Annotated in this window: 15 protein-coding genes and 1 pseudogene; 12 read left to right on the top strand and 4 right to left on the bottom strand. The window is 37.8% G+C overall.

Features of this window, described 5'->3' with window-relative positions:
* Positions 1–51 precede the first annotated feature (51 nt).
* From CO686_RS04495 to xerS, 12 genes and pseudogenes are all read left to right on the top strand, one after another.
* Positions 52–487, top strand: a pseudogene (locus CO686_RS04495) (hypothetical protein).
* Between the two features lie 99 nt (positions 488–586).
* Positions 587–1,012 (top strand): hypothetical protein, encoded by a 426-nt coding sequence (locus CO686_RS04490; protein ID WP_172844172.1) that lies wholly within the window; start codon positions 587–589, stop codon positions 1,010–1,012.
* A 96-nt stretch (positions 1,013–1,108) separates the two neighbouring features.
* Positions 1,109–1,552 carry a hypothetical protein gene (locus CO686_RS04485; RefSeq protein WP_096753569.1) on the top strand — a complete coding sequence of 148 codons (444 nt, stop codon included), beginning with the start codon at positions 1,109–1,111 and terminating at the stop codon, positions 1,550–1,552.
* A gap of 104 nt (positions 1,553–1,656) precedes the next feature.
* Complete coding sequence (locus CO686_RS04480) at positions 1,657–2,094, top strand: hypothetical protein (RefSeq protein ID WP_096753568.1); 438 nt, start codon at positions 1,657–1,659, stop codon at positions 2,092–2,094.
* 100 nt (positions 2,095–2,194) lie between these two features.
* A complete protein-coding gene (locus tag CO686_RS04475) occupies positions 2,195–2,617 on the top strand; it encodes a hypothetical protein (protein ID WP_096753567.1) in 423 nt (140 codons plus the stop codon).
* Between the two features lie 95 nt (positions 2,618–2,712).
* On the top strand, positions 2,713–3,150 hold the full coding sequence (locus CO686_RS04470; RefSeq protein ID WP_406701375.1) for a hypothetical protein: 438 nt from the start codon (positions 2,713–2,715) through the stop codon (positions 3,148–3,150).
* A 141-nt stretch (positions 3,151–3,291) separates the two neighbouring features.
* A complete protein-coding gene (locus CO686_RS04465) occupies positions 3,292–3,672 on the top strand; it encodes a hypothetical protein (protein WP_096753566.1) in 381 nt (126 codons plus the stop codon).
* 232 nt (positions 3,673–3,904) lie between these two features.
* Entirely contained in the window at positions 3,905–4,339 is a 435-nt protein-coding gene (locus CO686_RS04460; protein ID WP_096753565.1) for a hypothetical protein, read from the top strand.
* The gene (locus tag CO686_RS04455; RefSeq protein WP_096753806.1) at positions 4,339–5,619 is read left to right on the top strand and encodes a hypothetical protein; all 1,281 of its coding nucleotides are present in this window, start codon (positions 4,339–4,341) and stop codon (positions 5,617–5,619) included. Before CO686_RS04460 ends, CO686_RS04455 begins: the two co-directional genes overlap by 1 nt.
* A complete protein-coding gene (locus tag CO686_RS04450; protein ID WP_096753564.1) occupies positions 5,601–5,993 on the top strand; it encodes a hypothetical protein in 393 nt (130 codons plus the stop codon). Before CO686_RS04455 ends, CO686_RS04450 begins: the two co-directional genes overlap by 19 nt.
* Positions 5,974–6,264, top strand: coding sequence for a hypothetical protein (locus CO686_RS04445; protein WP_001148766.1), 291 nt, complete (start codon positions 5,974–5,976; stop codon positions 6,262–6,264). Before CO686_RS04450 ends, CO686_RS04445 begins: the two co-directional genes overlap by 20 nt.
* Before the next feature lie 140 nt (positions 6,265–6,404).
* Complete coding sequence (gene xerS / locus CO686_RS04440) at positions 6,405–7,475, top strand: tyrosine recombinase XerS (RefSeq protein WP_096753563.1); 1,071 nt, start codon at positions 6,405–6,407, stop codon at positions 7,473–7,475.
* A gap of 80 nt (positions 7,476–7,555) precedes the next feature.
* On the opposite strand, the gene lplA is transcribed toward xerS, so the two are convergent.
* The 4 genes from lplA to CO686_RS04420 form a co-directional block, all read right to left on the bottom strand.
* Positions 7,556–8,545 (bottom strand): lipoate--protein ligase, encoded by a 990-nt coding sequence (gene lplA, locus CO686_RS04435; protein WP_096753562.1) that lies wholly within the window; start codon positions 8,543–8,545, stop codon positions 7,556–7,558.
* Between the two features lie 195 nt (positions 8,546–8,740).
* Positions 8,741–10,444 carry a dihydrolipoyl dehydrogenase gene (lpdA, locus tag CO686_RS04430; RefSeq protein WP_096753561.1) on the bottom strand — a complete coding sequence of 568 codons (1,704 nt, stop codon included), beginning with the start codon at positions 10,442–10,444 and terminating at the stop codon, positions 8,741–8,743.
* A 41-nt stretch (positions 10,445–10,485) separates the two neighbouring features.
* Positions 10,486–11,529, bottom strand: a complete 1,044-nt coding sequence (locus CO686_RS04425) for a dihydrolipoamide acetyltransferase (RefSeq protein ID WP_096753560.1) — start codon at positions 11,527–11,529, stop codon at positions 10,486–10,488.
* 327 nt (positions 11,530–11,856) lie between these two features.
* Entirely contained in the window at positions 11,857–12,849 is a 993-nt protein-coding gene (locus tag CO686_RS04420) for an alpha-ketoacid dehydrogenase subunit beta (RefSeq protein ID WP_000448708.1), read from the bottom strand.
* Between the last annotated feature and the right edge of the window lie 5 nt (positions 12,850–12,854).

The raw sequence follows: 12,854 nt of genomic DNA, 5'->3' as shown, positions 1-12,854 counted from the left end.
AATTAAAATATTGTATAATAAGAAAAAGTAAGAAAAAGGAGGAAAGCTTAAATGAGTAATTCTAGCATCAAAACAAGTCATAAAAGGTTACTAATCGTTTTGTTAGTTGCATTCATCACAGCAGGAGCTATTTTTATGTTTAGTTTGTTAGGAAAATCGCAAGAAGAACATCGGAATAGAGAGTATGAAGTAAGTTTGGTTAATGCCTTAAAGAATTCCTACCAAGGGATTGAAGAGATTAAAATTTCCAATCCAGAATACACAAGCCCTCCTGGTTCGTGGTCTTGTGATGTAGAAATCAAATTTAAACATGAAGTAAAAATTAAGTATGGTGTTGGATATTCTCTAGACACTGAAGAAATAACAGATACTTCATTGGAATGGGAAAATAGAGTAAAAGATCGACAATTTTTAAATGAAAACAAGGGTAAAACTGCTTCGAAAATTAAGGTAACTTAATTCTAATAATGACGAAGGAGAGCAATAATGGCATTTAGTTATACTGATAAACAACTTAATGAATTAAATCACGGGAAGAATGTATATAGTGTCAATGCTGATTATGCTGAGAGGAATGGAAATAACAATGAGTGAAAACAGATTAAGAAAAAGCTATAAACCATTATTCATAGTTTTACTATTAGTATTCATCACATTAGGAGGTGTTTTTATGTTTTCTATGTTTGGAAAATCGCAAGAAGAACATCGGAATAGAGAGTATGAGGTTAGTTTGGTTAATGCCTTAAAGAATTCCTATCAAGGGATTGAGGAGATTAAAATTTCCAATCCAGAGTACACAAGCCCTCCTGGTTCGTGGTCTTGTGTTGTAGAAATTAAATTTAAAGATGAAAGAACTCTTTCATATGGAATTAATCATCATTTAAACTATAAAATCAATTATGGTGGCCGTCAAGAAACAAACGAAGATTGGCAGTATTTAGAAACTCATAGAGGGAAAACTTTAAAGTCAGTGAGAATTACTTATTCTGATAGCGAGCAAGGAGAACTATGATGAATTTCCATTATACTGATGAATAATTTAAACCAAGATTATGCTGTTTATAGTGTGAACGAAAAGTCTTCAAGGAGAAAAAGGAGAAAAGCTTAAATGAATATTTCCAGCAATAAAAAAAGATATATAAGACTACTAATCGTTTTGTTACTCGTAGCCATCACAGCAGGAGCTATTTTTATGTTTAGGTTGTTAGGGAAGTCTCAAGAAGAGCGTCGAAATAGAGAATATGAAGTAAGTCTGGTTAATGCGTTAAAGAATTCCTACCAAGGGATTAAGGAGATTAAGATTATGGATCCTTACTATAATGACAAACCGGGTTCGTGGTCTTGTGATATTTCAGTAGAGTTCAATGATAGTCAAACTATTACTTATGGAATTAATCACAGATTAACCTATAAAGAAAACCATGATGGTCTTATGAAAGGAAAAACTAATGAAGAAATTGATCAACAATGGTCGATACTTCAAAAACACATTGGTAAAACAGAATCTACAATATTAGTACGATATTCAAATGGTGAAACAGGAAAGCAATAATGGTATTTAATTATACTGATAATCAGTTGAATAATTTAACCCAAGATTTTCCTAATTATACTGTAAATGAAGAGTTTTCAAGTAGAAAAAGGAGAAAAGCTTAAATGAACAATTCCAACAAAAAAAAAACTCATAAAAGGCTGCTAATCGTTTTGTTACTCGTAGCCATTACAGCAGGAGGTGTTTCTATATTTAGTATGTTAGGGAAATCTCAAGAAGAACGTCGAAATAGAGAATATGAAGTCAGTTTGGTAAACGCCTTAAAGAATTCCTATGAAGGGATTGAGGAGGTACATATAACCGACCCTTCATATGCATCAATTCCGTCTGATTCTTGGGGCGCAAAAGTTAAAATATTTTTTTCTGATAGCAAACAACTAAGTTATATAATTGCATTTAATAAACAAAATAACGAAATAAGAAGTAGAGATTTTCAAAATAATTCTCGAAAAGATGATAATCAATATTTGATAAACCATCGTGGAATTACAGAAAAAAATGTAAAAGTGATTTATTCAAATGGTGAAACAGGGGAACAGTAATGGTATTTAATTATACTGATAAACAACTCGATGAATTAAAGCATGGGAAGAATGTATACAGTGTCAATGATGAATATGCTGAGATAAAGAGGAAATGATAATGAGTAAAGACAGATTAAGAAAAAGCTATAAACCATTATTTATAGTTTTTCTACTCGCAACTATCACAGCAGGAGGTGTTTTTATGTTTAGGTTGTTAGGAAAATCCCAAGAAGAACGTCGAAATAGAGAGTATGAAGTTAGTTTGGTAAATGCCTTAAAGAATTCATATGAAGGGATAGAAGAGATCAAAATTTCCAATCCAACATATACGAACCCTCCTGGTGACTGGTCTTGTAAGGTTGATATTTTGTTTGAAGATGGGGAAAAAATATTCTATGGAATTCCACATAACCTAGATGTGATAGAAAATTACAATGGTCGTATGACTTATGGACAGCGAGATTTTCTTAACCGAAGAAAAGGAATAACAACTAATACAGTTACGGTTACATACTCTAACAAAGAAAGAGGGAAACAGTAAATGAATTTTAATTATACTGATAAACAACTCAATGAATTAAATCACGGGAAGAATGTATACAGTGTCAATGCTGAATATGCTGAGATAAAGAGGAAATGATAATGAGTAAAGATAGATTAAGAAAAAGCTATAAACCATTATTCATAGTTTTTCTACTCGCAACTATCACAGCAGGAGGTATTTTTATGTTTAGTATGTTAGGGAAATCTCAAGAAGAGCGTCGGAATAGGGAGTATGAAGTTAGTTTGGTTGAAACTTTAAAAGATAGTTATGAGGGTGTTGAAGAAATTAGATTTTCTAATGCAAACTACACAAATCCGCCAGGAAGCTGGACTTGCGTAGTTGAACTATTTTTTAATGAGAGAAGCATAAAATATAAAATTAATTATTCAAAAAATGATAAACGTATTTCTGATGTATCCGTAGAAAGAGAGAATAGAAAAGAGGACCGAGAATTTTTAAATAGTCACTTGGGTAAGACTAGTAAACTCACAAAAATTATTTATTCAGATGGTTCAGAAGGAGAATATTAATGGTATACACTTATACTGATAAACAACTCAATGAATTAAATCACGGAAAAAATGTTTATAGTGTGAATTCTGAATATGCTGAGAGGAGTGGAGATAACAATGAGTAAAGACAGATAAAGAAAAAGCTATAAACCATTATTCATAGTTTTTCTACTCGCAACTATCACAGCAGGAGGTGTTTTTATGTTTAGGTTGTTAGGAAAATCCCAAGAAGAACGTCGAAATAGAGAGTATGAAGTTAGTTTGGTAAACGCTTTAAAAAATTCCTATGAAGGGATTGAGGAGATTAAGATTTCCAATCCAAACTACACAAACCCTCCAGGTTCATGGTCTTGTGATGTAGAAATCAAATTTAATGATGAAAGAAAAACTAAGTATAGGATAGGCCATGGACTCCATGATAAAAAGAATTATCAAGGATCATTGACCAATGAGAAAAGGCAATTCCTTAACAATTACAAAGGAGTGACCGACTTAAAAGTAATTGTTACATATTCAGATAATAGCACGGGAGAACAATGATGACATTTTCCTATACAGATCAAATCTCATTGAAAGTATATCTCCTGATGATTTAGAAAAAAAACCAACACCATAACTACCTCAGATGGTCAAGAATTCCGTGTCGTGGCGACTAAGTCTCACTGAATATCGGGATTTGATGCAGTATCTGTGACAATTGACTTGATTTTCTCTATTCTACTGTTATTTATCTTTAAATTATAGTAGAATAGAGAAAAGGAGAAAAGCTTAAATGAATAATTCTAGTAATAAAAAAAGCCATAAAAGGCTACTAATCGTTTTGTCATTCGTAATTATCACAGCAGGAGGTGTTTTTATGTTTAATATGTTAGGGAAGTCTCAAGAAGAGCGTCGAAATAGAGAGTATGAAGTCAGTTTAGTAAACGCCTTAAAGAATTCCTACCAAGGGATTGAGGAGGTAACGATTACGAATCCATCGTACAGCTCAATTCCTTCAGACGCTTGGGGGGCGGATGTGAAACTAAAATTTTTTGATGGAACATCTAAAGAACATGTTTTAGCATTTGATATAAACTCGAATAAAATTAGGATTGGAGTATATAATAAGGATGATGAAGAATTTCAACATTTTTTAAATTCTAGGCGAGGTTCTACTAAGTCAAAAGTTAAAGTTAAATATTCGAATGGTTCAGAAGGGGAGCTATGATGAATAAATACGTGTATACAGACAAACAACTTAATGAATTGAATCAAGGTCCGAATGTTTACAGTGTTAATACTGAGTTCGCACAGCGTAAAGAAAACCGAACAAACATTGTTACTGCTAAATCAGATAACGAGTTAAAAAAGGGTGAAACCAACACCATAACCACTTCTGACGGACAAGAATTCCGTGTTGTTGCCACTAAGTCTGACATTGAAACAGGATTTGATGGACTGGCAGTTGCACCTATTGTCAACGGCAAACCAGATTATAAAAATGTAGCCGTGATTGCTGCTGGAACGGATCCTGATAGTCCGGTGAATAAAACTATGTTCAGCTCACGCGACGTCAATAGTGCCATAATTGCAAGGCAAACTTATTTATCTCCACAATATAAGGTTGCTGACCAATTCGTAAAAGAGATTATGGACGACCCCCGATACGAAGTCAGCCAACTATCCGGTTATTCACAGGGTTCCTACATGCTGAAGGTAGGAGCTAAATACCACATCCCTACAACCACCTTTAATGCTTGGTTTAAATACGGTGCACTCACACTGGAAGAAAAAGCATTTATTGAAAGTAACCCTTCTATGTTTATAGATTACCGTAGAAAACATGATGATGTAGTACGTTGGAATGACTCTAATCACCCAGAATGGTACACCAGTCCGATTGATATTACAAATTCTATGCCTAGCACGATTCACTGGCTTGATGGGACTAGTCATAAAATTGGTGACTGGGAGTTTGATCCTGTAACTGGTCAAGTTGTAGATGGCAAAGGAGGAAAACCCTTAATCAGTGGCGTTTATCGAGCGTATGCCAACAGTCTCCGAGGAATGGCTCATTACAAGGACTTGAAGTCAAAATGGTCATCAGGTGGCATTAGTAGCTCTGAAGAAATATACTTAGATGCAGCTCAAGGTTCTATCCTATCATCATCAATGGCTACAGCAGCAAGAACAGGAGCTGATGAAGTGAGCGCCTTAGCCAAAAAAGCCAATCAAGAATTACAAGAAATTTGGTTAAAAATCGACTTTACGAGCTACACAGCATTAGCTCCCTATGAGGTTGATGCCCTTTTTGCTAGCCAAGGTATCACTCAAGCACAGTTTATCGATACGTTTCAGACAGAGACAAATCAAACAGCCACTAAGATGAATGCTTCCGCCCAAGCATTTGAAAATATGGATAAACAATTACAGGAAGTCATCGAAAAAACAGTAGCAACAGATAAGCAATTAGCCAAGGAGTTTCGACAATGGAAAGAAAAGATGTAAAATGGGAGGAAATTAGAGAAAAAGAGAGAGAACTGTATACTCTAGAAGAACGATATTATCAAGAAAAGAAGAAACTCGATAACAAAGCCCTTGATCTAGACGAACGAAATGCAAACTTAGAAAAACTAATTTCCGAAGAAGTTGATAAAATGTATCATACTTTGAGAAAATTTTCGTCAACGGCTGATGATGTTAGAGACTATTTTATAGAAATAGAAAATTTGAGACACTTTTCGAATCAAGTATACAGAGATCATAGGATTAAACTCGAAGATGAGAGAGAAAAATACAATAACGAGTTTCGCAAAAAAAGAAATGATTTAGACGAAGAATTTCACAAACTAAGGAGAGATTATGCAAGCACCAATGAATGAATACTACACAGATGAAGAATACCAATATGCACTGAAACAAATGTATCGAATGATGGAAAGAAACCGAATCATTACGGAAGCAAAGTTAGCAATAACAGCAAAGAATAAATTAAAAGATAACTTTAATAAGGCAGCTAAGAAAATTGCTACAGAAACCAAATCAACTATTACAAGCATAAACAGCCAAATGGACACTGCAATTCAAGGTAAAGTTCGCAAGAGTCTTGAAGAAAAGATACCAAATATGTTGCTCAAGTATGATGAAATTTAATAAAGGGTTCAGGATAACTGGGGGAAAGTTAGACTTCAGTTTTAAGTTTCTTATAACATCTTTCCGAAAAACTATAATTTTCTTGAAAAATATAGGAGTCTATGCTATACTACTAGTAGACTTAATTATGGAGAAAATACATGAAACGTGAGATTTTACTGGAACGAATCGACAAACTAAAACAAATCATGCCCTGGTATGTTCTGGAATACTACCAATCCAAGCTTGCTGTTCCCTACAGTTTTACAACCTTGTACGAATACCTCAAGGAATACGATCGATTTTTCAGCTGGGTTTTGGAGTCTGGTATTTCAAATGTTGATAAAATGTCTGACATTCCTTTATCGGTCTTGGAAAACATGTCAAAGAAAGATATGGAATCCTTTATCCTATATCTAAGAGAACGACCTTTGTTGAATGCCAATACAACCAAGCAAGGTGTTTCTCAGACGACTATCAATCGGACCTTGTCAGCACTTTCCAGTCTTTACAAGTATCTGACCGAGGAAGTTGAAAACGACCAAGGAGAGCCCTATTTTTATCGTAATGTAATGAAGAAAGTTTCAACCAAGAAAAAGAAAGAAACTCTTGCTGCCAGAGCTGAAAACATCAAGCAAAAACTCTTTCTAGGTGATGAAACAGAAGGTTTTCTAACCTATATCGACCAGGAGTACCCACAACAGCTCTCAAATCGCGCTCTCTCATCATTTAATAAGAATAAAGAACGTGATTTGGCTATTATTGCCCTTCTCCTAGCATCTGGTGTCCGCTTATCTGAAGCCGTTAATCTGGATCTAAGAGACCTTAATCTCAAAATGATGGTCATTGATGTCACTCGAAAAGGTGGCAAACGTGACTCGGTCAATGTCGCTGCCTTTGCTAAGCCTTACCTAGAGAATTATCTAGCAATTCGAAATCAACGTTATAGGACGGAAAAGACGGATACAGCACTCTTTTTGACACTCTATCGAGGTGTTCCCAATCGTATCGATGCTTCCAGCGTGGAAAAGATGGTTGCTAAGTACTCTGAGGACTTCAAAGTGCGTGTAACTCCCCACAAACTGCGCCATACCCTAGCAACTAGGCTCTATGATGCAACTAAATCGCAAGTTTTGGTTAGCCATCAGCTAGGACACGCCAGCACACAAGTCACTGACCTCTATACCCATATTGTCAATGATGAACAAAAGAATGCCTTAGATAGTTTGTAAATATTACACATTACATATTATAAATTATGTAAATTGTAGTTCAAAAAAGAAGCTGGCCATACAACCAACTTCTTTTCTTTTTACCCCACTACTGCTTCAGCGATTTCTTCACGGCTAATTCCAGAGAAGTAGCGTGTAATGTCAATAGTTTCTATGGCCTTAAGGACATCTTCGCGTTCATATTTCACGCCACGAAGGACATCTTCTACAGCTGCAACGTCCTCGATACCAAAGAAATCACCGTAAATCTTGATATCTTGGATTTTTGATTCAATGACGTTGGCAAAAACTTCAACCTTACCACTGGTGAATTTTGTACCACGACGGACGTTAAATTCAGGTGATTTACCGTAGTTCCAGTCCCAAGTACCGAACTTGGTATCCTTGATACGATTGATTTCGGCCAATTCTTGCTCAGAAAAAACGTATTCAGTCATCTCTGGATACTCTTTTTTCATGTATTCCAATAGCAAATCTCGGAATTCTTCAACTGTGATTTTTTCTGGCAATTCATTGACAATATTGGTTACACGAGCACGGACAGATTTCACACCTTTTGATTCAAATTTGTCTTTTGAAACCTTGAGGGCGTTAGCAAGGACTGACAAATCAACGTCAAAGAGCAAGCAACCGTGGTGCATGATACGCCCATTGATATAAGCTTGGGCATTGCCACAGAATTTCTTGCCATCAATCTCAAGGTCATTACGGCCTGTGAACTCAGCTTTAACGCCTAGTTGAGCCAAGGTATTGATAACTGGAGTTGAGAAGCTCTTGAAGTCAAATGCCTTGTTTTCATCTTCTTTTGAAATGATGGTGTAGTTGAGGTTGTTTAAATCGTGATAAACAGCTCCACCACCACTGATACGGCGGACTACCTCAATGCCATTTTCTCGGACATAATCACGGTTAATTTCTTCGATAGTATTCTGGTGACGCCCAACAATGATAGAAGGTTTATTAATCCAAAGTAGGAAGATTTGATCCTCATCCAAAAGGTGTTTAAAGGCATATTCTTCCAAGGAGATATTAAAAGCAGTGTCGTTTGAATGATTGATAATGTATTTCATAGTATTTCCAAAAATTTAGTTTTTAAATTCTGTTCATAGCAATCAAATTTTCTAAAGTGGTAAAAAGAAATGTAACGTGTTATCGTTACATTTCTCGGAAAAATTGAGACAAGAGGCTCAATTTTTAGGCATGGAACTCTAATAGAGGTCGCTGCCGTCCGTACTACTTTAAGAAAATTTAGTTGAAAATCTTGTTTATTTTTTCTTAGGTGAATGGATGGCCATTCCTAGAACATCCGCAAATGCTTCGTACATCACTTCAGAGTAGGTTGGGTGTCCGTGGATAGTCTTCAGCATTTCTTCAACAGTGATTTCCATTTCGATAATGCTTGATGCCTCGTTAATCAATTCTGCGGCTGCAGGACCAATGATGTGCACACCAAGGATTTCCCCGTATTTCTTATCAGCGATAACTTTTACGAAACCTTGAGCAGCATCAGATGCAATGGCACGACCGTTGGCTGCAAAGTTGAATTTACCGATTGCGACATCGTATTTCTCACGTGCTTGTTCTTCAGTCAGACCTACTGCTGCTACTTCAGGGAGAGTGTAGATAGCTGCTGGAGTCAAGTTCAATTTAGCAACAGCATGGTTTCCTTTGAGGGCATTTTCAGCAGCAACTTCCCCCATACGGAAGGCTGCGTGCGCCAACATTTTAGTACCGTTGATGTCACCTGGTGCGTAGATTCCAGGAACAGAAGTTTCCATGTACTCATTGACCTTAATACCACCACGATCCAATTCAAACTCAACATCGCCAATTCCTTCAAGGTCTGGTACACGACCGATTGAAAGAAGAGCTTTATTTGCAATGATATCGTCTTTTCCTTCAACCTTGATACGAAGTTGGCCATTTTCCTCGATGATTTCTTGCAATTTTGTACCTGTCAAGATGGTCATACCTTTGCGTTCCAAAATCAAGCGAAGATTCTTAGACACTTCCGCATCCATAGCTGGCACGATACGGTCCATCATTTCGATAACAGTTACTTTTGAACCAAATGTCATGAATGCTTGGCCGAGTTCGATACCGACAACCCCACCACCGATGATTACGAGGCTTTCTGGAACTTCGTTCATTTCAAGAATATCATCGCTGGTCATCACAAGTGGAGATTCCATACCAGGGACGTTAATCTTGCTGACTTTTGAACCACCAGCAAGGATAATTTTCTTGGTTTCAAGCAATTCAGAACCATCTACCAAGACATTCTTGTCTTTAGTGATTGTACCAACACCCTTATGAACAGTAACTCCGTAGCTACGAAGAAGACCCGCAACACCACCTACCAAGGTATTGACAACTTTAGATTTAGTTTCTAAAAGTTTATCCATATCTACAGTGAAGTTTGGATTTTCAATGACAATACCACGGTTTGCTGCATGACCGATGTTTTCGATGATTTCAGCGTTGTGAAGGTAGGTCTTAGTTGGGATACAGCCGCGGTTCAAGCAAGTTCCACCGAGTTCAGATTTCTCAACAAGGGCAACCTTACCACCGAGTTGGGCTGCTTTAATGGCTGCTACATATCCAGCAGGACCTCCACCAATCACAACGATATCAAAGGCATCATCGCTCTTGCCGTCGTCGTTTGAAGCACTAGCTGCGGGAGCAGGGCTAGCTTCTGGCGCAGCCACACCAGCTGTTGGGATATTTTCCCCTTCTTCACCAAGGTAACCGATAACTTCAGTTACTGGGACAGTTTCACCATCTCCTTTGAGGATGGCAATCAAGTACCCATCTTCTTCGGCTTCCAATTCCATGCTGACTTTGTCAGTCATGATTTCCAAAAGGATTTCTCCTTCTTTTACAAATTCTCCGACTTTTTTATTCCATTGGACAATTTGTCCTTCTGTCATATCTACGCCGGCTTTTGGCATAATTACTTCTAAGGCCATGTCTTACTTCCTTCTAAATCTCTAAAATAACAATAGCTGACTTAAACCAACATTGAGATCGGATTCTCAATCAAGGCTTTCAAGTCTTTCATAAACTTAGCACCAGCCATACCATCTACGACACGGTGGTCAATGGTTAATCCTAGGCTCATGATAGGACGAATAACAATCTCACCATTGACAACTACAGGTTTTTCTACTGTTGAGCTCACCCCGAGGATTGCTGAGTTGGGTTGGTTAATAATCGGACCAAAGGACTGAACACCAAACATTCCCAAGTTACTAATTGTAAAGGTTGAGTTTTGTAACTCACTTGGAGCCAATTTGCCATCCAAGGTACGACCAATCACGTCTTTAAATGCAACGACCAACTCTGACAAGTTCATCTTCTCAGCATTGTAAACAACTGGTGTCATTAGACCGTTATCCATACCAACCGCCATCGCAAGGTTGACATAGTTATGAGTGATAATGGTCTTGCCGTCTTCTGTCAATGAAGCGTTGATGTATGGGTGTTTCATCAATGTTTTCACAACAGCGAGTGAAAGAAGGTCTGTTACAGTAGTCTTCTTACCAGTCGCTTCCATAATCGGATCAAGAACCTTCTTACGAAGGGCCAGCATTTCAGTCATATCAACTTCATAGTTGAGTGTGAAAGTTGGCGCAGTTAGGTAAGATTCAACCATACGTTGCGCGATAACCTTACGCATTGGTGTCATTGGAATACGCTCAATCTCACCATAAGGAGTGATATTGTCTGGAACTTCTTCCACTTTTTCGATTTGAGCAGGAGACTTGATGGTGTCGTTTTCGATATTTTCAGGAAGCAAGGCCAAAACGTCCTTCTTCATGATCTTACCACGATGACCCGTTCCTTGGATTTCCTGCCAAGCAATGTTATGTTCGAGGGCAATTCGTTTTGCAAGTGGCGAAATGCGAACCACATTTGTGTCTTTATAAGTTTCCACGTCTTCTTTGTGGACACGACCGTTTGCACCTGAGCCAGAAACGTCGTAGAGGTTGATCCCTAGATCATCCGCTAACTTTCTAGCCGCAGGAGTCGCTCTTAGCTTGTCATCAGCCATGACCTCTCCAATTCTATACTAAGATATTTAGGACGAAGAGGGCAATGAAAAAATAGGAGATTGACGATGTGTTCGATGAACACAAGGAAATCTATCTTTTTTTCACAGACCTCCGTCCGAATTCAATTACATGATATAAAGGGCGTCAAAAGCGACTGAAAAATAGGAAATCAATGCTGGCTTCGATGAAGCCAAGGAGATTTATCTTTTTTCCGAGCTTTTAGCCCGTGTTCAACTCTATGATATCAAGGGCGAAAAGAGTTTCGCACCTAAAAGATACAAAGTTTCTCGTCTTTTTTATTTTATTTACATAACTTATATTATGTATCATTCTTTGTTATAAGTCTTACGGATTGCATCTTTGATGCTTTCAACTGTTGGAATCATTGCATTTTCAAGGTTTTGCGCGTAAGGCATTGGCACATCTTCTCCGGCGCAACGGCGGATTGGTGCGTCTAGATAATCAAATGCTTCTGATTCTGAAATAATAGCTGAAATCTCTCCGATATAGCCACTTGTTTTGTGAGCATCGTTGACAAGCACCACCTTACCAGTCTTCTTCACTGAGTTAATGATGATATCCTTATCAAGCGGAACAAGGGTACGTGGGTCCACAATTTCAACTGAAATTCCCTCTTCTGCTAATTCTTCAGCAGCTTGAACTACACGGCGAAGCATTTTGCCATAAGTAACGACTGTTACATCTGTACCTTCGCGTTTGATTTCCCCAACCCCAAGTGGGAGTGTATAGTCTGGATCAACTGGCACTTCCCCTTTTTGGTTAAATTCTGACTTGTACTCAAGAATGATAACAGGGTTATTATCACGGATAGCTGACTTGAGAAGTCCTTTCATATCCGCAGGTGTTCCAGGAGCTACAACCTTAAGTCCAGGAATGTGAGTAAACCAAGACTCTAGAGATTGCGAGTGCTGAGCCGCAGAACCAACTCCGTTACCAGCTGCACAGCGGACAGTCATTGGAACCTGACCTTTACCACCAAACATATAACGTGTTTTAGCAGCTTGGTTAACGATATTGTCCATGGCAATAACCGAGAAGTCCATGAATGTCATATCGACGATTGGACGAAGTCCCGTCATGGCTGCTCCTGCTGCTGCTCCAGAAATGGCAGCTTCAGAAATAGGACAGTCACGGACACGCTCTGGACCAAATTCTTCAAGCATTCCAACAGAAGTTCCGAAGTCTCCTCCGAAGACACCGACGTCTTCTCCCATCAAGAACACATTTTCATCGCGACGCATTTCCTCAGACATAGCAAGGATAATGGTGTCACGGAAGGACATTGTTTTTGTTTCCATTTTTA

The organism is Streptococcus oralis, from assembly GCF_002386345.1.
GTDB classification, from domain to species: domain Bacteria; phylum Bacillota; class Bacilli; order Lactobacillales; family Streptococcaceae; genus Streptococcus; species Streptococcus oralis_S.
The sequence above is the reverse complement of the archived record's forward strand: the minus strand, read 5'-3'. Positions and strand labels throughout refer to the sequence as shown.